Origin of the sequence: Paracoccus sp. DMF, from assembly GCF_004407025.1 — a bacterium.
Lineage (GTDB): Bacteria > Pseudomonadota > Alphaproteobacteria > Rhodobacterales > Rhodobacteraceae > Paracoccus > Paracoccus aminovorans_B.
Genome location: NZ_SOKV02000011.1, coordinates 57,012 through 76,050, shown reverse-complemented (window position 1 = coordinate 76,050; position 19,039 = coordinate 57,012). Strand labels below are relative to the sequence as shown.

Here is a 19,039-nt window from a genome sequence, read left to right as displayed (position 1 = left end):
TTCCGGGCTTAGCATCCGGCCATGAACCAGAACATTCCCCAGGACGCCGCCGAACGCCGGGCCATCGCGCCGGTCATCTGCTATCCGAACGATACCCTGCCCGATCCCGATCTGCCCGGGCTGGCCGAGGCGCGGCGCCTGGCGCGCAAGACTGGCGAATGCCTGGTGCCGCCGCGCGAGGCGCGCTGTTTCCGCGTGCCGGCCGGGCATTTCTTTCGCGTGACCAGCGTCGAGGGGCCGCAGGTCGGCGACCTGAACCTGTGGTCCGCCGCCGATCCGCGCGAGCGGTTCTATTCCGGCAAGACCCGCGCCCTGCATGGCACGCATCTGACGCGGGGCGACCGGCTGTGGTCCGTGTTTCCCTGGCTGCGGCCGATGGCCACGGTGGTCGAGGATACGCTGGAATGGTATGGCATCGACGAGCATGGCGGCTCGGTCCATGACGTGATCGGCACGCGCTGCGACCCCTATACCCACCACCTGCTGAGCGGTGGGCAGGATTACCACCATTGCTGCCACTCGAACCTGACCCATGCGCTGATGGACGCATTGGGCCTGGACCGCGCGGCGGCCGAGCCGCTGGTGCATGACGTGCTGAACGTCTTCATGTGCACCGGCTTCACCCGCGACACCGGGCAATATTTCATGAAGGCGAGCCCGGTGCGGCCGGGCGACTGCATCGAATTCCATGCCGAGATCGACCTGATCGGCGGCCTTTCCGCCTGTCCCGGCGGCGATTGCAGCGCCGAGCATTCCAGCGACGCCGCCCGCTGCCACCCCCTGCTGGTCGAGATCTTTGCGCCGCAGGGGCCGGCCGCACGGCCAGAGCCCGCCCCCAGCGGCTATCGCTGGCCTAGAGACTGATCGGCACCATCACCTCGGGCTCGATCACCTGCACGCCGGGCAGGCCGCGCTTCAGCGGCTCGGCATCCTGCGCCAGCAGCGGGAAAGTCTTGTAATGGCAGGGGATCACGGTCTTGAAGTCGAAATACTTCCGCGCCGCCCAGGCCGCGCGGTCCATGTCCATGGTGAAATGCCCCCCCGCCGACAGGATGCCGATGTCGGGCTGGTGATATTCGCCCATCCAGCCCATGTCGGCCATGATGTCGGTATCGCCCGAGACATAGATGACATGGCCCTCGCCCGCGATCATGTAGCCCGATTCGTGGCCGGCATAGACCGGACCCTCGCTGCCCTCGATCGAGGAGGAGTGGCTGGCGTTCACCATCGTCACCCTGGCCCCGCCCAGGTCGACGGTGCCGCCCTTGTTGTAGCCGATGCCCTCGATCCCCTGATGCGTCTGCCAGGTCGAGATCAGGTCGTAGATGCCGGCGACCGGGATCTTCAGCTCTTTCGCGATGGCCAGCGTGTCGCCGGTATGGTCGCCATGGCCATGCGTGATCAGGATATGGGTCGCCCCGGCGACGGCCTCGGCGCGCTTTTCGTCCGGGAACATCGGGTTGCCCGACAGCCAGGGGTCGATCAGGATCACCGCCTGCTCGATTTCAAGCCGAAAGCCGGAATGGCCAAGCCAGGTCAGTTTCATGCGCGGGCTCCTTCTGCTACGTCGGCGCATCCTGCCAAGCCGCCGCCCGCGCGTAAAGTTCCGCCGCGCGGCGCTTGCCCCCTTCGGGTCGCGGCGGTAAACCCGCCCCAAGCGAAAGGAGCCCCCATGGCGATCACCGAGGACGAGGCCCGCAAGGTCGCGCATCTGGCGCGGATTGCGGTCAAGGACGCCGACCTGCCCGCATTGGCGCAGGAGCTGAACGGCATCCTGCATTTCATGGAACAGCTGAACGAGGTCGATGTCGCCGGCGTCGAGCCGATGACCGGCGTCGAGCCGATGCGGCTGAAGCGGCGCGAGGACATCGTCACCGACGGCGAGATCCAGGCGCTGATCCTGAAAAACGCCCCCGACGCGCGCGAGGGCTTCTTTGCCGTGCCGAAGGTGGTGGAATGAGCGATCTGAACCGGCTGACCATTGCGAGCGCCCGCGACGGGCTGCGCAAGGGCGATTTCACCAGCCTCGAACTGACCGAGGCCTGCCTTTCGGCCATCGAGGCGGCGGGGGCGCTGAACGCCTTTGTCCACAACACCCCCGAGCGTGCGCGCCAGATGGCCGCCGCCGCCGACAGCCGCATCGCGGCGGGCGAGGCGCCGGCGATGTGCGGCATTCCGCTGGGCATCAAGGACCTGTTCTGCACCAAGGACGTGCCTTCGCAGGCGGCGAGCCGGATCCTCGACGGCTTCCTGCCGCAATATGAATCGACGGTGACGCAGAACTTGTGGGACGCGGGCGCGGTCATGCTGGGCAAGCTCAGCATGGACGAATTCGCCATGGGCTCCTCGAACGAAAGCGCCTGCTACGGGCCGGTGGTCAACCCGTGGAAGGTCGACGACCGGCAGCTGACGCCGGGCGGCTCCTCGGGCGGCTCGGCGGCGGCGGTGGCGGCGGACCTGTGCCTGGCCGCGACCGGCACCGATACCGGCGGCTCGATCCGCCAGCCGGCGGCCTTTACCGGCACGGTCGGGCTGAAGCCGACCTATGGCCGCGTCAGCCGCTGGGGCGTGATCGCCTTTGCCAGCTCGCTGGACCAGGCCGGGCCGATGACCAAGACCGTGCGCGATGCGGCGATCATGCTGGGCGCCATGGCCTCGGTCGATGCCAAGGATTCGACCAGCGCCGAGCGCGCGGTGCCGGATTACGAGGCGGCGCTGACCGGCGATATCCGCGGCAAGAAGATCGGCATTCCGCGCGAATACCGCGTCGAGGGGCTCTCGGCCGAGATCGACGCGCTTTGGCACAAGGCGACCGAGATGCTGCGCGATGCCGGCGCAGAAGTTGTAGACATCAGCTTACCGCATACAAAATATGCGCTGCCGGCCTATTATGTCATCGCCCCGGCCGAGGCGTCTTCGAACCTCGCGCGCTATGACGGCGTGCGCTACGGCCGCCGCGCAAAGCTGGGCGCGGGCGACGGCGTGGTCGAGATGTATGAAAAGACCCGCGCCGAGGGTTTCGGCCCCGAGGTGCAGCGCCGCATCATGATCGGCACCTATGTGCTGTCGGCGGGGTTCTATGATGCCTATTACAACCGCGCCCGCAAGGTGCGCGCGCTGATCAAGCGCGACTTCGACCAGGCCTTCACGGCGGGCGTCGACGCCATCCTGACCCCGGCCACCCCCAGCGCCGCCTTCGGCCTGGGCGAGATGGCTGGCAAGGACCCGGTCGAGATGTATCTCAACGACGTCTTCACCGTGACGGTCAACCTGGCCGGGCTGCCCGGGATCTCGGTCCCGGTCGGGCTGGACCGGCAGGGCCTGCCGCTGGGTATGCAGCTGATCGGCCGGCCCTGGGACGAGGGCAACCTGTTGAACCTTGCACAAAGCCTCGAATCTGCGGCAGGCTTCACGGCGAAACCCTCGCGCTGGTGGTGACCGGCCTTTCACGGGAGAACGCGATGCGGAACCTGTCCCTGGCTCTTGTCCCGCTGCTGGCGCTGGCCGCCTGCGGCGAGAACACCGGCTGGAATCCGAATTACAGCGGCATGCACAACGGCTCGGCCTATGCGGATTACCTGCAGAAGCGCGAGGTCGCCCTGCATGGCCGGGGACCGGTGCCGGACGCGATTCCGGTGCAATTGCCGGCCAAGGCGCCGACCGCCGCGGACATTGCCGGCGTGCCGGCGAAACAGCCCGGCACGGTGACCGTGACGACCCGGCCGGTGGCGACCCGGCCCGTGACGGCGGCGGCGGTTACGGCCAGCGGCGCAACGCCGGTGCTGGTGCGCTATGCGCATCAGGAAAGCCAGAGCCCGGGCCAGACCAAATACCCGCGCGCGGGCGTTTCGGCCAATGCGGCGGCGCGGGCCTGCCTGGCGTTCCCCAGCGTGAACGCGGCGCAGACCGCCTTCATCGCGGCGGGCGGGCCGGTGATCGACCCGCGCGGGCTGGACCCGGATGGGGACGGTTTCGTCTGCGGCTGGGATCCGCGCCCCTATCGCCAACCCCGGCTTTGAGCCTGTCGCCCAATCACGGGGACCGGCGCGGGCAGATCCCGTCGCTGGTGGTGCTGCATTACACCGGCATGGCGGATGGCGCCTCGGCCCGCGCCCGGCTCTGCGACCCCGAGGCCGAGGTCAGCGCGCATTGGCTGATCCATGAGGACGGGCGGGTCGAAGCGCTGGTGCCCGAAAACCGCCGCGCCTGGCACGCCGGCGCCGGCAGTTGGCGGGGCCTGGACGATGTGAACTCGCGCAGCATCGGCATCGAGCTGGTCAATCCCGGCGACCGGCCCTTTCCCGAGCCGCAGATGGCGGCGCTGGAGCACTTGCTGCGCGGCATCATGGCGCGCTGGGACATCGGCCCCGAGGGCGTGATCGCGCATTCCGACATGGCGCCCGACCGCAAGATCGACCCCGGCCCACGCTTCGACTGGCGCCGGCTGGGTTTGCAGGGGCTGGCGCTGTGGCCTTTCGAACCCGGTGCGGACCGACCGCTGGCCGAGAGCCTGGCCCGGATCGGCTATTCCTTGGGGCCGGAGACGCTGGCGGCGTTTCGTTTGCGGTTCCGGCCTTGGGCGGAAGGGCCGGAGGATGAAGCGGATCGAAGGACAGCGGCGAGGCTGGGAGAGGCACTTACAGATGACGGCAATAGCCCATATCGGGGCAATATGGCTTGTGAGGTATGGAGTGCGCCGTTGGTTCGTAGGTGACAGCGGGTTCAGGCACTTTTCGCCGCGATGCTCATTGTCACCGGGCTGTTTGATTTGATGGCGCCCGCGATATTTGACGGGGATTGTTCAAGGTGAGGCGCCGCCGTCCCTCGTGATTTTCGCGTTCGGAAGTTCCAACGCAGGGTTGGCCGGAGCATGGCTTGCGCTGCGAATTGCACTCTGGGCCTACGACGCTCGGGCGGCAGCTTAGCTACCGCGTTACAGCGCCGCGAACACTCCGCCAAGCCGCCCCGCCTCCTCCTCCAGCCCATAAGGCGGATTGATGACGACCATGCCCGAGCCGACCATGCCATGCCCCGGCCGGGCCGGCGGGAAGCGGACCTCGGACAGCAGCGCCTCGGGGTGGCCGCGCAGCAGGGCCTGGACCATCGGGCGCTGGCGGCCGTCCAGCAGCAGCGGATACCACAGCGCGATGACGCCGACGTTCCATTTGCGCGCGAGCCTGGCGATGTGGCGCGGGACGGAGTCGTAATCGGCCTTCACCTCATAGCTCGGGTCGATCAGCAGGAGCCCGCGCCGCGGTGTCGGCGGGCAGAGCGCATTGGCCATCTGGAAGCCGTCCTGCCGGTGCAGATGCGCGAAGCCGGCGACGCGGGCCAGCGCCGCATGCTCGGCCGGGTGCAGCTCGGCCAGGTGCGCCTCGTCTTCGGGGCGCAGGAAGTGGCGCGCAATCAGCGGCGAGCCGGGATAGGCATGCGGGCCGTGCAGGGCGCGGATTTGCTCCAGCGCCTGGCGCAGCGGGTGGTTCTCGGGCAGCCAGTCCTGCGCCAGGGCGCGGGTGATGCCGGCAGCGGCCTCGCCCGTGCGGGCCGATTCGGGGCCGGAGAGATCATAGAGCCCGCGCCCGGCGTGGGTTTCCAGATAGCTCAGCGGCTTCGGCTTGGCGGTCAGGTAGTCCAGCATCGACGCCAGCAGCGCGTGCTTGTGCAGGTCGGCCAGGTTCCCGGCGTGATAGGCGTGCTGATAGGACAACATGATCCCCTCCTATAACCCGACCCCGCAAATGAAAAGCGGCGGCGCCCAGGGAGGAGGAGGGGGCACCGCCGCGCAACGCTGGCCCAGGGAGGAGGAGGGGCCGCGTATGGGGTGCGGCAATGGCAGGGAGGAGGAGGCCATTACCGCGTGCATCCGGTCCCAGGGAGGAGGAGGGGACCGTCGCATCCGAACCCGCCTTGCGGCGGAAGTTTTGGGCGGCACCTCCAGGGAGGAGGAGGGAGGCGCCGCCGGAACAGCCAGGCCCAGGGAGGAGGAGGGGCCGGACCGTATCGGTTTGGCGGCGCCCCAGGGAGGAGGAGGGGGCGGCCGCCGGAACCGCGAAACCCAGGGAGGAGGAGGGGTTTCGCCGTATGGGGTGGCGGCATCCCCAGGGAGGAGGAGGGGGAGCCGCCTTAAGAGCAAGACCCAGGGAGGAGGAGGGGTCTTACCTTATCTGAGCGGCGGCATCCTCTAGGGAGGAGGAGGGAGGATGCCGCCTGAACCCGGACCCAAGGGAGGAGGAGTGGGTCGGGTGTCGGAATTCTTACTTCGCGCCCCAGGCGGCTTCGTAGGCCACGCTGCGGATCGAGCCACGGTTCAGGCCCAGGTCGGCCAGGTCGCGGTTCGACAGTTGGTTCAGTTCGCGCAGGGTCTGGCGATACAGCGCCCGGCGGGCCATATTGTCGCGGACATTGGCCACGAAGGTCGCGATCGCGCCGTGACCGGCGACATTGCGGTGCGAACCGCTATGGATCAGATCGAGAACAGCCATTTCATACACTCTTTCGTCTTGCGGATGGCGCGTTGAGGTTCGCTTGCTTTCGCTTTGCGGTGATCCCCGGTGCGCTGTTGGAGCTAACATGGCCCGTTTGCTGCGCTTGCACAATGGACGAAGACGCCATGCTGCTATGCAGAAACGGCATGGCTGTTTCGGGAACCCTGTTGCAAATCGTTAATATTTCGTGAGTTTTCGTGATCCCAAGCGCCGCCTGCATGGGATAACCGACTTCTCCGGTCGTATTTTACCCGAGGTCACAGCGACTTAGCCGGGATGCGCGTTTGTCGCGCCTTGCCGAGCCTGTCGCGAATTGCCATGCTGCGGGCGCTGCAATTGGGGGCCTGCCATGACCATTTCACGGGAACGTGTGCTCGAGGAACTTTCGCGGATCGCGATTCCCGGGGGCGGAACCCTGGTTTCGCGCGACATGGTGCGGGCCCTGAACGTCGAATCGGGCATCGTGCGATTCGTCATCGAGGCCTCGGACCCCACGCTGGCCCGCGCGCTGGCCCCGGTCGAGGCCGAGGCGCAGCGGCTGCTTTCGGCGCTGCCGGGGGTCGAGAAGGTGCAGATCGTCACCACCGCCCCCGCCGGGCCGCGCGGCGCCGCGCCGCAGGTGACGGCGCGCTCGGGCCCGCCGGGGTCGCCGGCGCCCAGCCTGAAGATCGGCCGGCATCCGACGCCGCAGGCCGGCCCGGCGCCGGTCAGCGGCGTGGCGCGGATCCTGGCCATCGGCTCGGGCAAGGGTGGGGTCGGGAAGTCGACGCTGACCTCGAACCTCGCCGTGGCGCTGGCGCGCAAGGGGCGCCGCGTCGGGCTGCTGGATGCGGATATATATGGTCCCTCGCAGCCGCGCATGCTGGGGCTGACCGGGCAGCGCCCGAAAAGCGACGGCGACATGATCGAGCCGCTGCACGCGCATGGCGTCACCACCATGTCGCTGGGCCTGATGATGAAGGAAGGCGAGGCGGTGGTCTGGCGCGGTCCCATGCTGATGGGCGCGCTGCAACAGATGCTGAACCAGGTGAAATGGGGCGAGCTCGACGTGCTTCTGGTCGACCTGCCGCCCGGCACCGGCGACGTGCAGTTGTCGCTATGCCAGAAGGCGCAGGTCACCGGGGCGATCATCGTCTCGACGCCGCAGGACGTGGCGCTGATCGACGCCCGCCGCGCCATCGACATGTTCGACAAGCTCAAGACGCCGGTGCTGGGGCTGGTGGAAAACATGTCCACCTATATCTGCCCGAACTGCGGGCACGAGGCGCATCTTTTCGGCCATGGCGGCGTCGCGGCCGAGGCGGCGAAGCTGAACCTGCCCTTCCTGGGCGAGATTCCCCTGAACCTCGACGTGCGGCTGGCGGGCGACGCCGGCACGCCGGTCGCGGCCGGGGACGGGCCGGTGGCCGAATCCTTTGCCCGGTTGGCCGACCGGCTGATCGGCGGCGGCATGGCCTGATCCCCGGCCCGTTCGGCGGGTCTGGGAAAGCATGGGAACGGGCGCCGGGAATGCACGGGACAGGCGCAGTTTCCGAATCACCGCCGCGTGATGCTCCGTGATTCTGCCGCTCCTTTCCGATTCCCGGCCGGCCCAGGCCGGCTGACAGGGCGCCCTTCGGGGGCGCCCATGTCGATTCCGGGAATTGCTGGGATTTATTTGCCACAGCCCGAGGATGCACCAGATCTTGTGGTTAACGGCGGCTGGGCCGCGATACCTTCCCTGCACTCCACCAAGGTATGAAATTGTTCGCCGGCTGTTCACGCGCGGATGCCCGCTTGCTGCCCTGGTCGGTCCAAACAAATCCATTGCGTCCCATAAATTCCCATGCCATCCCTTTGCTCACGGAGACGGGCTACAGGGGCACCAAGACCCCAAGGCGACAAGCAGGCTTCATACAGGCACCCGCTTCCGAAAAATGGCCTCTGCGACGCGCGAGCAGCACCTCCCCCAGGTGGCGTGAAACGCAGGGCACGATCCCCGAAACTACGGGGCCCAGAGATGGGAACGAGGGCGGCGGATCGGGCAGTGGCAGCAGCCCGATCCGCCCTTTCCTTTTCGGGAGACCGGAAAGGTCGGACAGTGAAAGGAGGGCGCGCCCTTGGCACGCCGGTTCAGAGGGTCGGAAGAGGTCAAGGTGGACGCGAAGGGCCGCGTTTCCATCCCGGCCAAGTTCCGTCGCGTCTTTGAATCCTCCGATCCCGACTGGCAGGCCGGCAAGCGCGCGCAACTGGTCATCGTCTATGGCACCCGCGACTGGAACTGGCTGCAGCTTTTCACCATCGACGCCATGGAAGAGATCGAGGACGGCATCGCCCGCATGCCGCGCGGCTCGGCCGCCCGCAACCTTCTGGAAAACATCTATCAGGGCCATGCCGACGAGGCCGAGATCGACGGCGACGGCCGGCTGGTCCTGCCGCAGAAGCTGCGCGAGAAGATCGGCCTGACCGACAGCGCCTTCTTCATCTCGGCCGGCGACAGCCTGAAGGTCTGGACCCCCGAGGCCTATGCCGAGGAAGAGCGCGCGCTGGAGGCCCGCGTGCCGGAGCTGGAGCCGGGCGCCGACCCGCTGTCGCTGCTGGCTCTTGCCGCAAGGGACGAGGGTTAGATGGCGTCCGACCCGCATATCCCCGTCCTGCTTGGCCCGCTGTTGCGGGCCGTTGCGCCTGTTGAGGGCACCTGGGTCGACGGCACCTTCGGCGCCGGCGGCTATGCCCGCGGCCTGCTGGCCCAAGGCGCGGCGCGGGTCATCGGCATCGACCGCGATCCCAGCGTGTTCCGCATGGCCGAGGCCTGGGCCGGCGAATACGGCGACCGGCTGCGGCTGGTTCAGGGCACCTTCTCGGATCTCGACACGCTGGCCGACGGGCCGGTCGACGGCGTGGTGCTGGACCTGGGCGTCAGCTCGATGCAGCTCGACCAGCCCGAGCGCGGGTTCTCGTTCCTGCGCGACGGGCCCTTGGACATGCGCATGGGCGGCGACGGGCCGACGGCGGCCGATCTGCTGAACACCGCGCCCGAGCAGGTCATCGCCGACGTGCTTTACCTTTACGGCGAGGAGCGCGCCTCGCGCCGCATCGCCAAGGCCATCGTGGCGGCGCGGCCGCTGAGCCGCACCGGGCAGCTTTCCGATATCGTCGCCGGCTGCCTGCCGCGCGCCAAGCCGGGGCAAAGCCACCCCTCGACCCGCGCCTTCCAGGCGATCCGCATCTGGGTCAACGACGAATTCGGCCAGCTCGTCGCCGGGCTTGCGGCGGCAGAGCGCGCGCTGCGGCCGGGCGGCAAGCTGGCCGTGGTCAGCTTTCATTCGCTCGAGGACCGCATCGTCAAGCGCTTCATGCAGGCGCGCTCGAACAGCGCCGGCGGCGGCAGCCGCCATGCGCCCGAGACCCGGCGGACCGAGGCCGCCTTCACGCTGCCCTTCCGCCGCGCCATCGGCGCGGACGAGCAGGAGCTGGCGGTGAACCCGCGCTCGCGCTCGGCCCTGCTGCGGGTCGGCATCCGCACCACGGCGCCGGCCGGCCGCGTCGATCCCGAATCGCTGGGGCTGCCCCGTCTCGACGAAAGGGGGGCGTGATGCGCTCGGTGCTTTATCTGCTCACCACGCTGGTCGTCATGGGCCTGGCCTTCTGGGCCTATCGCGAGAATTACCGCACCCAGGCCGCGATCGGCGAAATGTCCGAGATCCAGCGCCAGATCGGCCATCTGCGCGAGGAGCTGGGCGTGATGCGCGCGGAATGGGCGTTCCTGAACCGGCCCGAGCGGCTGCGCCAGCTGGTGAACCTGAATTTCGACAAGCTGAAGCTGGTGCCCTTCGGCTCGGACCAGTTCGTCGACGTGGGCCAGGTCGCCTTTCCGACGCCCAAGGCGCCCGCGCCGCCGCCCGGCGCAGACATGCCCATCGAACGTCCCGCCGGCTATCCGCCGCGCCGTCCACAGGAGAGCACGCCATGATCCGCACCCCGCTGCGCCCGCTGGCCCGCATCCTTCGCGCCCGCGAAAAGGGCGAGAACCCCGACGCCATCGAGGCCGAGAACCGCGCCCAGCGTCATGCCGAGATCCAGGAAAGGGCGCGCGGCAGCGCACGGACCCGGCTGTTCTTCATGTCCTGCGCCTTTGCGGCGGCGTTTTGCACCGTGGGCCTGAAGATGGGCGTGCTGGCCTCGTCCCACCCGGCCGAGCCGCGGGTGCAGACCTCGGGCGCGCAGATCATCTCGCAGCGCGCCGACATCACCGACCGCCACGGCCGGGTGCTGGCGACGAACCTGCTGACGCATTCGCTCTATGCCCATCCGCATCAGATGGTGGACCCGCAGGGCGCGGCCAAGGCGCTGGTCGGGATCTTTCCCGACCTGAGCCTGGAGCGGCTGCAGAAGGATTTCACCGGCAAGCGCACCTTCGTCTGGATCAAGAAGAAGATCAGCCCCGAGCAGATGCAGGCCGTCCACGACATCGGCGAGCCGGGCCTGCTGTTCGGCCCGCGCGAGATGCGGCTTTATCCGAACGGCCATATCGCCAGCCATATCCTGGGCGGCGCCACCTTTGGCAAGGAGGGCGTGGCCGACGCCGAGGTCGTCGGCGTTGCCGGCGTCGAAAAGGCCTTCGACCGCTGGCTGCGCGACCCGGCCAATGACGGCGCGCCGCTGAGCCTGTCGCTGGACCTGACCGTTCAGGCGGCGATGGAGGAGGTGCTGGGCAACGGCATGAAGGTCATGAACGCCAAGGGTGCCACCGGCATCCTGATGGAGGTCAAGACCGGCGAGATCGTGGCCATGGCCAGCCTGCCCGATTTCGACCCGAACGACCGGCCGCGGCCGCTGCTCAAGGGCGATCCCTCGGACAGCCCGCTGTTCAACCGCGCGGTGCAGGGCCAGTATGAACTGGGCTCGACCTTCAAGATCTTCCCGGTGGCGCAGGCCATCGACCTGAAGCTGGTCAGCCCGACGACGATGATCAACGGCAAGTCGCCGCTGCGTATCGGCAAATATCTGATCAGCGAATTCAACGGCCACCAGTATGGCGCGCAGATCTCGGTCGCCGACATCATCGCCAAGTCGTCGAACGTCGGCACGGTGCGCGTGGCGCAGCTTCTGGGACCCGAGCGGCAGAAGGATTTCCTGGAGCGGCTGGGCCTGTTCGAGCCGACGCCCATCGAGATGAGCGAGGCGCCGACCGGCAAGCCCTTGGTGCCGACGCGCTGGCCCGCCGTGACCTCGGCCACGGTGGCCTTCGGCCACGGGCTGGCGGCCAGCCCGCTGCACCTGGCCTCGGCCTATGCCACCATCGCCAATGGCGGCAAGCGCGTGCGCCCGACGCTGATCCACGACCGCTCGCGCCGCGAGGGCGAGCAGGTGCTGTCGGAATCCGCCGCCCATACCGCGATGCAGCTTCTGCGCCAGGTGGTGACGCGCGGCACCGCGCGCTCGGCCAATGTCGAGGGCTACGAGGTCGCCGGCAAGACCGGCACCGCCGACAAGCCGCGCCCGACCGGCGGTTATTACAAGAACAAGGTGGTGGCGACCTTTGCCTCGGCCTTCCCGGCCAGCGATCCGCGCTATGTGCTGGTGGTGACGCTGGACGAGCCCTCGGCCGGGCTGGCCGGCGGCGGCGAAAGCCGCACGGCGGGCATGACCGTGGCCCCTGTCGCGGGCGAGATGATCCGCCGCGTCGCGCCGCTTCTGGGCCTGCGTCCCAGCACCGAAACCCAGTTGCCGACGGTTGAACGGCCTTTGCCGGATGGGCTAAAGCTCGTCTCGAATTGATGAACGGGGGTTTCGTGGCGGATCGGGCGATGCGGCTGTCCCTTCTGGGGCTGAGGGGGGACAAGGGGCGCGACCCCGAGGTGACGGGCATGGCCGTCGATTCGCGGCAGGTGAAACCGGGCTTCCTGTTCGCGGCGCTGCCGGGCTCGGCGACGCATGGCGGCGAATTCATCCAATATGCGCTGCGCCAAGGCGCCGGCGCGGTGCTGACCGACCGCAAGGGCGCCGAGATCGCCGCGGCCGAACTGGCCGGCTCGGATGCGGCGCTGGTGGTGGCCGAGGATCCGCGCGCCGCGCTGGCCGGCGCTGCCGCGCTGTGGTTCGCAGCCCAGCCGGAAACCATGGTCGCGGTCACCGGCACCTCGGGCAAGACCTCGGTCGCCACCTTCACCCGGCAGATCTGGCAGGCGCTGGGCCACAAGGCGATCAGCCTGGGCACCATGGGCGTGCAGGGCGACTATCAGGCCAAGCTGGCCCATACCACGCCCGAGCCCATCACCCTGCACCGCGTGCTGGCCGAGGCCGCCGCCGAGGGCGTCACCCATGCCGCGATGGAGGCGTCGAGCCACGGGCTTGACCAGCGCCGGCTGGACGGGGTGCGGCTCAAGGCCGGCGCCTTCACCAATTTCAGCCAGGACCACCTGGACTATCACAAGAACTTCGACGAGTATTTCGCCGCCAAGGCCTTGCTTTTCAACCATATCCTGGACGAAGGCTCTGCTGCGGTGGTCAATGTCGACGACCCGCGCGGCCGACAGATGGCGCAGATCGCGCGCGAGCGGGGTCTGGCCCTGACCACCATCGGCCAGGCCGAGGGTGCCGACCTGCGTATCCTGGGCCAGCGCTATGATGCGACCGGGCAGGACCTGCGCTTTTCCTGGCACGGCCAGGCGCATCTGGTCCGGCTGGCGCTGATCGGCGGCTTCCAGGCCGAGAACGTGCTGGCCGCCGCCGGCCTCGCCATCGCCGCCGGCGACGAGCCCGCCCGGGTGATCGAGACCCTGCCGGGCCTGACCACCGTGCGCGGCCGCATGGAACTGGCCGCGGTGCGCGACAATGGCGCGGCGGTCTTTGTCGATTACAGCCACAAGCCCGGGGCGCTGGCCTCGGCCCTGCAATCGCTGCGGCCGCATGTCATGGGGCGCATCGTCGTGGTCTTCGGTGCCGGCGGCGACCGCGACCGGCTCAAGCGCCCCTTGATGGGCGAGGCGGCGCGCGCCTTTGCCGACGTGGTCTATGTCACCGACGACAACCCGCGCTCGGAGGATCCGGCCGCGATCCGTGCCGAGGTCATGGCCGGCGCCGGCCCCGATGCGGTCGAGATCGGCGACCGCGCCGAGGCGATCCTGCGCGGCGTCGATGCCCTGCAACCCGGCGACGCGCTGCTGATCGCCGGCAAGGGCCACGAGACCGGCCAGATCATCGGCAGCGACGTCTATCCCTTCGACGATGCGGAACAAGCCTCGGTCGCCGTCGCCGCGCTGGATGGCAAGATATGACGCTCTGGACCTCTGACGCCGCCGCGCGGGCCACCGGCGGCCGCGCCACCCGCGGTTTTGCGATCACGGGCGTGTCCATCGACACCCGCACCCTGCAGCCCGGCGACCTGTTCGTGGCGCTGAAGGATGTGCGCGACGGCCATGACTTCGTCGCCCAGGCGCTGGACAAGGGCGCCGCAGCGGCGCTGGTCAGCCGCATCCCCGAGGGCGTGGCCGAGGACGCGCCGCTGCTGGTCGTCCCCGACGTGCTGGCCGCGCTGGAATCGCTGGGCCGGGCCGGCCGCGCCCGGATGCGGGGCAGGGTCATCGCCATCACCGGCTCGGTCGGCAAGACCTCGACCAAGGAAATGGCCCGCATCGCGCTGAGCGGCCAAGGCGTGATCCACGCCGCCGAGGCCAGCTACAACAACCACTGGGGCGTGCCGCTGACGCTGGCGCGGATGCCGGAGAACACCGATTTCGCCATCATCGAGATCGGCATGAACCACCCCGGCGAGATCGCGCCGCTGGCCCGCCTCGCCCGCCCGCATGTCGCGATGATCACCACGGTCGCAGCGGCGCATCTGGAGGCCTTCGGCGCCATCGACGGCATCGCCCGCGAAAAGGGCGCGATCTTTGCCGGTCTTGAACCCGCCGGCCATGCCATCATCCCCGAGGATCTGGCGGTGACGCAGATCCTGCGCGACTGCGCCGATGCGGCGGGCGCGCTGGTGATCGGTTTCGGCCAGCATGGCATGGCGAAGCCGGTCAAGGCCGAGACCGTGGACGGCGCCACCCGGGTCCGCGCCCGCATCCTGGGCGAGATGCTGGATTTCACCCTCGCCACCGCCGGCACGCATTTCGTGATGAACGCGGTCGGCGTGCTGGCCGCGCTGTCGGCCGCCGGCGCCGATCTGGCCGCGGCGGCGCAGCATCTTGCGGACTGGAACCCGCCGCTGGGCCGGGGCGCGGTCGAGGATCTGGCCGGCCTCCGGTTGATCGACGACGCCTATAACTCGAACCCGACCTCGCTCTCGGCCGGCCTCGCGACGCTGGCGCGGCTGACCGGCGGGCGGCGGGTGGCGATCCTGGGCGACATGCTGGAACTGGGCCCCGAGGAGATCGCCATGCATGCCGGCATGGCGCAGGACCCCTCGATCCCGGCGGTCGATCTGGTCCATACCGCCGGCCCGCGCATGCGGGCGCTGCACGAGGCGCTGCCGGAAAGCCGCCGCGGGGTGCATGCCGAGACCGCCGCCGAACTGGCCCTGCGCATCGGCGATCTGGTCGCGACCGGCGATATCGTGCTTGTGAAGGGCTCCAAATCCTCGCGGGTCTCGACTGTGGTTGACGCGCTGCGGCGGACGCGCCAAAGCACGGCGCCTGGCGAAAGGACAGCGTAATGCTCTATTGGCTCACGAACCTCTCCGACGGCGGGGATTTTTTCAACCTTTTCAGATATATTACCTTTCGCGCCGGCGGCGCCTTCTTCACCGCGCTGGTCTTCGGCTTCTTCTTCGGCCGGCCGCTGATCGACCTTCTGCGCCGCAAGCAGAAAAAGGGCCAGCCGATCCGCGACGACGGCCCGCAAAGCCACCTCTCCAAGGCCGGCACGCCGACCATGGGCGGGCTGCTGATCCTCGCGGCGCTGACGCTCGGCACGCTGCTTTGGGCGCGGCTCGACAATGGCTATGTCTGGATCGTGCTCTTGGTGACGCTGGGCTTTGCCGCCATCGGCTTTGCCGATGATTACGCCAAGGTCACGAAACAGCACCACGCCGGGCTCTCGGGTCGGGTCCGGCTGCTGATCGGCCTCTGCATCGCGACCGCCGCCGGTGCCGCCGCCGCCTGGCTGCACCCGGCCGCGCTCAGCGGCGAACTGGCGCTGCCCTTCTTCAAGAACGCGCTGATCAACCTGTCGATCCTCTACGTGCCCTTCACCGTCATCGTGATCCTCGGCGCCGCCAATGCGGTGAACCTCACCGACGGCCTCGACGGGCTCGCCATCATGCCGGTGATGATCGCCGCCGCGACCTTCGCGGTGATCGCCTATATGGTCGGCAACGCCAAATTCGCCAATTACCTCGGCGTGCATTTCGTCCCCGGCACCGGTGAGCTTGCGGTCTTTGTCGCCGCGCTGATCGGCGGCGGCCTGGGTTTTCTGTGGTATAACGCCCCGCCGGCCGCGGTGTTCATGGGCGACACCGGCAGCCTGGCGCTCGGCGGCGCGCTCGGCGCCATCGCCGTGGTCACCAAGCACGAGATCGTGCTGGCCATCGTCGGCGGCCTCTTCGTGGTCGAGGCGCTGTCGGTGATCATCCAGGTGCTCTACTTCAAGCGCACCGGCAAGCGCGTGTTCCTGATGGCTCCCATCCACCACCATTTCGAGAAGAAGGGCTGGGGCGAGGCGCAGATCGTCATCCGCTTCTGGATCATCGCCCTGATCCTCGCGCTGATCGGGCTTGCCACGCTCAAGCTGCGCTGATCCTTCTTTGTTTCAGAAATACCCTCGGGGGGTCCGGGGGGCGAAGCGCCCCCGGCCTTCCTCCAGCGAAGGCAGAACCATGATCCCCGTCCAAGGCGTCCAGAACCAGACCATCGCCGTGCTCGGCCTCGGCCGCTCGGGCCGCGCCACCGCCGCCGCCCTGACCGAGGGCGGCGCCCATGTCGTCGTCTGGGACGACGGCGCCGACACCCGCGACCAGGCCGCCGCCGACGGCATGAGCGTGCTCGACCTGACGCGCGAGGCGAATTGGGACGGCGTCAGCGCGCTCATTACCAGCCCCGGCATCCCGCATCTCTATCCGAAACCGCACCCGGTCATCGCCATGGCTTACGCGCTCGGCGTGCCGGTCGACAATGACATCGGCCTGTTCTTCCGCAGCTTCGCCACAAGCGACTGGGAAGGCTACGACATCACGCCGCGCGTCATCGCCATCACCGGCTCGAACGGCAAATCCACCACCACGGCGCTGATCCACCATATCCTGCGCGAGGCCGGCCGCCCGACCCAGCTTGGCGGCAATATCGGCACCGGGGTGCTGTCGCTCGACCCCGCCCATGACGGCGAGGTGGTGGTGCTGGAGCTTTCCAGCTACCAGACCGACCTGGCCCGGGCGCTGACACCCGATGTCGCGGTCTTCACCAATCTCTCGCCCGATCACCTGGACCGCCACGGCGGTCCCGGCGGCTATTTCGCCGCCAAGCGCCGGCTCTTCGCCGAGGGCGGCCCCGACCGCGCCGTGATCGGCGTCGATGAGATCGAGGGCCGCTATCTGGCCGACCAGCTCGCCATGGCGCCCTCGGACGACCGGGTGATCCGCATCTCCTCTGGGCAAAAGCTGGAGCGCTTCGGCTGGTCGGTCTTTGCCCGCAAGGGCTATCTCGCCGAATGGCGCAAGGGCCGCCAGGTCGCCGCGATCGACCTGCGCGCGGTCACGGGCCTGCCGGGCGAGCACAACCACCAGAATGCCTGCGCCGCCTATGCCGCGACCCGCGCCCTGGGGCTCGCCCCGCGCGAGATCGAGCGCGCCTTCCACAGCTTCCAAGGCCTGCCGCACCGCAGCCAGCGCGTGGCCGAGATCGACGGCGTGGCCTGGGTGAACGACAGCAAGGCCACCAATGTCGATGCTGCCGCCAAGGCGCTGACGGCTTTCCGCAACATCCGCTGGATCGCCGGCGGCATGGGCAAGGACGGCGGCATCGAGGCGCTGCAACCCTGCCTCGGCCATGTGGTCAAGGCCTATCTGATCGGCCATTCCGCGCGCGATTTCGCGCTGCAACTCGGCCAGACCCCGCATGAGGTGCTGGAGACCATGGACCAGGCCGTGGCCCGCGCCGCGGCCGAGGCGCAGCCCGGCGACACCGTGCTGCTCGCCCCCGCGGCGGCCAGTTTCGACCAATACCCGAACTTCGAAAAGCGCGGCGAGCATTTCACCGCCCTGGTCAAGGCCCTGCAGGGCTGAGATCGCGCCCGCGGCACGGCCGCAGGGGTATTTGGAAAACAGAGAAAGCAGGCGATTTCACCGTTTCCCAAATACTCGAATCCCAGCTGGCCACGCCCAGCGGCCGGGCCAATGAAAAGGCCCCGGGCGCAACCGGGGCCTTCTGCATCATGCCGGCAGGGATCAGAAGGAATAGCCGATCCGCACGCCAATCCCCCAGACCTCGCTGTCGTCCATGTCGGCGACCTCGCGCTTGGCGCCGCTGGGACCGACGCCCAGGGTCGCATCGCCCAGCTTGGTATAGTTGATGCCGGTGGTGATCTTGATGTTGTCCATCGTATAGATCGCCGCCACCGTCACCGCCTTGCGGCCGTTCACCGGCGCCAGGGGTGAGACCGTGTCGCCCTCGCTCGGCTCATAGAGGAACGAGACCGAGCCCGACCAGTTGTCGGTGAACTTGCGGCCGACGCCCAGCGTATAGGTGGTGGTGTCCTCGACCTCGACCAGCTCGGCCCCCGTCTGTGTCGGAAAGACGAAGTTATCGACCTTGAACTCGGACCATTTCACCCAGCGGATCGAGCCAAAAACCAGGGTATCGGCCGCGACGCCGGTTTGACCCTCTAGTGTCCAACTGCGCGGGGTCTTGACCTCATAGCTGTCGTTGCCGACCGGAACCGTGCCGACGCCAGGGATCGTGAAGGTCTCCTTCATCCCGAAATCATGCTCGATGGGCGAATTATAGGTCAAGGAGACCCGCGCCGCGATCTCGGGCATCTCATAAGCGACGCCCGCGACCCAGCCAACTCCCCATGCGCTGTCGATGTCGAGGTCATAGCCCGATACTCCTGGCGGGTCATCCGGACCGGTCGGCACGGGCGGGCCACCATATCCCTCGCCGCGCAGGCTGAGACTGCCCTTGGCATGCGAGCCGCGGATCCCGCCGTGCACCGAGAAGTTGTTGTCGAACTTGTAGCGCAGCAGGGCGGTATAGGTGGTCGAGTTGACCTCGACCGCGGTGCCGCCCAGGACCGGGGAATTCGCGCCCGGATACAGGATGTCGGCGCCGAAGGGCTGCTCGACGATGATGGCGCCGGACAGGTTCGGCGTGAACTGGTGCTTGTAGGCCAGGCCAAAGAAGCCATAGCCCTGCGCGACGTCGCCGGTGGCGAAGCCGGCGACATCCGTGCCCTTCACGCTGGGATTGACGCCGCCGAAGCTCAGCTCGGCATAGTTGCCGTTCTCGAACAGCGGCGCCAGCGATTGCGGCGCACGCTCGATCCCGCCGGCAAGGACGGGCGCGGCGCTGGCCAGCAGGGCGCCGATGCCGGTGACGATCCTATTCATGAAATTCCTCCCCTTGAACCGGCCCTTG

General features: G+C 68.4%; 18 protein-coding genes. 14 read left to right on the top strand and 4 right to left on the bottom strand.

Features of this window, described 5'->3' with window-relative positions:
- The first annotated feature begins 21 nt into the window (after nucleotides 1-21).
- A complete protein-coding gene (locus tag E3D03_RS08770; RefSeq protein WP_263566651.1) occupies nucleotides 22-864 on the top strand; it encodes an urea carboxylase-associated family protein in 843 nt (280 codons plus the stop codon).
- On the opposite strand, the gene E3D03_RS08765 is transcribed toward E3D03_RS08770, so the two are convergent.
- On the bottom strand, nucleotides 854-1,546 hold the full coding sequence (locus E3D03_RS08765; protein WP_263566650.1) for a metal-dependent hydrolase: 693 nt from the start codon (nucleotides 1,544-1,546) through the stop codon (nucleotides 854-856). The two genes, E3D03_RS08770 and E3D03_RS08765, sit on opposite strands and share 11 nt — an antisense overlap.
- A 126-nt stretch (nucleotides 1,547-1,672) precedes the next feature.
- Here E3D03_RS08765 and gatC point away from each other — a divergent pair, with 126 nt between their 5' ends.
- The 4 genes from gatC to E3D03_RS08745 are packed head-to-tail and all read left to right on the top strand — an operon-like array spanning nucleotide 1,673 to nucleotide 4,714.
- The gene (gene gatC, locus E3D03_RS08760) at nucleotides 1,673-1,960 is read left to right on the top strand and encodes an Asp-tRNA(Asn)/Glu-tRNA(Gln) amidotransferase subunit GatC (protein WP_263566649.1); all 288 of its coding nucleotides are present in this window, start codon (nucleotides 1,673-1,675) and stop codon (nucleotides 1,958-1,960) included.
- On the top strand, nucleotides 1,957-3,438 hold the full coding sequence (gatA, locus tag E3D03_RS08755) for an Asp-tRNA(Asn)/Glu-tRNA(Gln) amidotransferase subunit GatA (protein WP_263566648.1): 1,482 nt from the start codon (nucleotides 1,957-1,959) through the stop codon (nucleotides 3,436-3,438). Before gatC ends, gatA begins: the two co-directional genes overlap by 4 nt.
- 23 nt (nucleotides 3,439-3,461) lie before the next feature.
- Nucleotides 3,462-4,019: a hypothetical protein gene (locus E3D03_RS08750; protein WP_263566647.1), complete on the top strand. Its 558-nt coding sequence runs from the start codon at nucleotides 3,462-3,464 to the stop codon at nucleotides 4,017-4,019.
- On the top strand, nucleotides 4,016-4,714 hold the full coding sequence (locus E3D03_RS08745; RefSeq protein WP_263566646.1) for an N-acetylmuramoyl-L-alanine amidase: 699 nt from the start codon (nucleotides 4,016-4,018) through the stop codon (nucleotides 4,712-4,714). Before E3D03_RS08750 ends, E3D03_RS08745 begins: the two co-directional genes overlap by 4 nt.
- A gap of 219 nt (nucleotides 4,715-4,933) precedes the next feature.
- Here the strand turns inward: E3D03_RS08745 and E3D03_RS08740 are convergent, their stop codons facing one another.
- Complete coding sequence (locus tag E3D03_RS08740) at nucleotides 4,934-5,710, bottom strand: 23S rRNA (adenine(2030)-N(6))-methyltransferase RlmJ (RefSeq protein WP_263566645.1); 777 nt, start codon at nucleotides 5,708-5,710, stop codon at nucleotides 4,934-4,936.
- A gap of 544 nt (nucleotides 5,711-6,254) precedes the next feature.
- A complete protein-coding gene (locus E3D03_RS08735) occupies nucleotides 6,255-6,482 on the bottom strand; it encodes a DUF1127 domain-containing protein (RefSeq protein ID WP_062561955.1) in 228 nt (75 codons plus the stop codon).
- Nucleotides 6,483-6,834: 352 nt separating this feature from the next.
- On the opposite strand from E3D03_RS08735, the gene E3D03_RS08730 reads away from it, so the two are divergent.
- The 9 genes from E3D03_RS08730 (at nucleotide 6,835) to murD (ending at nucleotide 17,688) form a co-directional block, all read left to right on the top strand.
- Nucleotides 6,835-7,944 carry an Mrp/NBP35 family ATP-binding protein gene (locus E3D03_RS08730; protein ID WP_263566644.1) on the top strand — a complete coding sequence of 370 codons (1,110 nt, stop codon included), beginning with the start codon at nucleotides 6,835-6,837 and terminating at the stop codon, nucleotides 7,942-7,944.
- Nucleotides 7,945-8,584: 640 nt separating this feature from the next.
- Nucleotides 8,585-9,091 (top strand): division/cell wall cluster transcriptional repressor MraZ, encoded by a 507-nt coding sequence (mraZ, locus tag E3D03_RS08725; protein ID WP_062561957.1) that lies wholly within the window; start codon nucleotides 8,585-8,587, stop codon nucleotides 9,089-9,091.
- Nucleotides 9,092-10,060: a 16S rRNA (cytosine(1402)-N(4))-methyltransferase RsmH gene (rsmH, locus tag E3D03_RS08720; RefSeq protein WP_263566643.1), complete on the top strand. Its 969-nt coding sequence runs from the start codon at nucleotides 9,092-9,094 to the stop codon at nucleotides 10,058-10,060.
- Nucleotides 10,060-10,437, top strand: a complete 378-nt coding sequence (locus E3D03_RS08715; RefSeq protein ID WP_263566642.1) for a cell division protein FtsL — start codon at nucleotides 10,060-10,062, stop codon at nucleotides 10,435-10,437. Before rsmH ends, E3D03_RS08715 begins: the two co-directional genes overlap by 1 nt.
- Complete coding sequence (locus E3D03_RS08710; protein ID WP_062561960.1) at nucleotides 10,434-12,245, top strand: peptidoglycan D,D-transpeptidase FtsI family protein; 1,812 nt, start codon at nucleotides 10,434-10,436, stop codon at nucleotides 12,243-12,245. The genes E3D03_RS08715 and E3D03_RS08710 overlap by 4 nt, the downstream gene beginning before the upstream one ends.
- A gap of 29 nt (nucleotides 12,246-12,274) precedes the next feature.
- A complete protein-coding gene (locus E3D03_RS08705) occupies nucleotides 12,275-13,744 on the top strand; it encodes a UDP-N-acetylmuramoyl-L-alanyl-D-glutamate--2,6-diaminopimelate ligase (protein ID WP_263566641.1) in 1,470 nt (489 codons plus the stop codon).
- Nucleotides 13,741-15,126, top strand: coding sequence for a UDP-N-acetylmuramoyl-tripeptide--D-alanyl-D-alanine ligase (locus E3D03_RS08700; RefSeq protein WP_263566640.1), 1,386 nt, complete (start codon nucleotides 13,741-13,743; stop codon nucleotides 15,124-15,126). The genes E3D03_RS08705 and E3D03_RS08700 overlap by 4 nt, the downstream gene beginning before the upstream one ends.
- The gene (mraY, locus tag E3D03_RS08695; protein ID WP_263566639.1) at nucleotides 15,126-16,208 is read left to right on the top strand and encodes a phospho-N-acetylmuramoyl-pentapeptide-transferase; all 1,083 of its coding nucleotides are present in this window, start codon (nucleotides 15,126-15,128) and stop codon (nucleotides 16,206-16,208) included. The genes E3D03_RS08700 and mraY overlap by 1 nt, the downstream gene beginning before the upstream one ends.
- A gap of 79 nt (nucleotides 16,209-16,287) precedes the next feature.
- Complete coding sequence (gene murD, locus E3D03_RS08690; RefSeq protein ID WP_263566638.1) at nucleotides 16,288-17,688, top strand: UDP-N-acetylmuramoyl-L-alanine--D-glutamate ligase; 1,401 nt, start codon at nucleotides 16,288-16,290, stop codon at nucleotides 17,686-17,688.
- A gap of 162 nt (nucleotides 17,689-17,850) precedes the next feature.
- Here the strand turns inward: murD and E3D03_RS08685 are convergent, their stop codons facing one another.
- Nucleotides 17,851-19,011 carry an OmpP1/FadL family transporter gene (locus E3D03_RS08685; RefSeq protein ID WP_263566637.1) on the bottom strand — a complete coding sequence of 387 codons (1,161 nt, stop codon included), beginning with the start codon at nucleotides 19,009-19,011 and terminating at the stop codon, nucleotides 17,851-17,853.
- Between the last annotated feature and the right edge of the window lie 28 nt (nucleotides 19,012-19,039).

Bases quoted from the DNA above. Each gene is read 5' to 3' on its own strand.
- E3D03_RS08770 (WP_263566651.1), top strand. From the start codon at position 22: ATGAACCAGAACATTCCCCAGGACGCCGCCGAACGCCGGGCCATCGCG.
- E3D03_RS08765 (WP_263566650.1), bottom strand. From the start codon at position 1,546: ATGAAACTGACCTGGCTTGGCCATTCCGGCTTTCGGCTTGAAATCGAG.
- gatC (WP_263566649.1), top strand. From the start codon at position 1,673: ATGGCGATCACCGAGGACGAGGCCCGCAAGGTCGCGCATCTGGCGCGG.
- gatA (WP_263566648.1), top strand. From the start codon at position 1,957: ATGAGCGATCTGAACCGGCTGACCATTGCGAGCGCCCGCGACGGGCTG.
- E3D03_RS08750 (WP_263566647.1), top strand. From the start codon at position 3,462: ATGCGGAACCTGTCCCTGGCTCTTGTCCCGCTGCTGGCGCTGGCCGCC.
- E3D03_RS08740 (WP_263566645.1), bottom strand. From the start codon at position 5,710: ATGTTGTCCTATCAGCACGCCTATCACGCCGGGAACCTGGCCGACCTG.
- E3D03_RS08735 (WP_062561955.1), bottom strand. From the start codon at position 6,482: ATGGCTGTTCTCGATCTGATCCATAGCGGTTCGCACCGCAATGTCGCC.
- E3D03_RS08730 (WP_263566644.1), top strand. From the start codon at position 6,835: ATGACCATTTCACGGGAACGTGTGCTCGAGGAACTTTCGCGGATCGCG.
- rsmH (WP_263566643.1), top strand. From the start codon at position 9,092: ATGGCGTCCGACCCGCATATCCCCGTCCTGCTTGGCCCGCTGTTGCGG.
- E3D03_RS08715 (WP_263566642.1), top strand. From the start codon at position 10,060: ATGCGCTCGGTGCTTTATCTGCTCACCACGCTGGTCGTCATGGGCCTG.
- E3D03_RS08710 (WP_062561960.1), top strand. From the start codon at position 10,434: ATGATCCGCACCCCGCTGCGCCCGCTGGCCCGCATCCTTCGCGCCCGC.
- E3D03_RS08705 (WP_263566641.1), top strand. From the start codon at position 12,275: ATGCGGCTGTCCCTTCTGGGGCTGAGGGGGGACAAGGGGCGCGACCCC.
- E3D03_RS08700 (WP_263566640.1), top strand. From the start codon at position 13,741: ATGACGCTCTGGACCTCTGACGCCGCCGCGCGGGCCACCGGCGGCCGC.
- mraY (WP_263566639.1), top strand. From the start codon at position 15,126: ATGCTCTATTGGCTCACGAACCTCTCCGACGGCGGGGATTTTTTCAAC.
- murD (WP_263566638.1), top strand. From the start codon at position 16,288: ATGATCCCCGTCCAAGGCGTCCAGAACCAGACCATCGCCGTGCTCGGC.
- E3D03_RS08685 (WP_263566637.1), bottom strand. From the start codon at position 19,011: ATGAATAGGATCGTCACCGGCATCGGCGCCCTGCTGGCCAGCGCCGCG.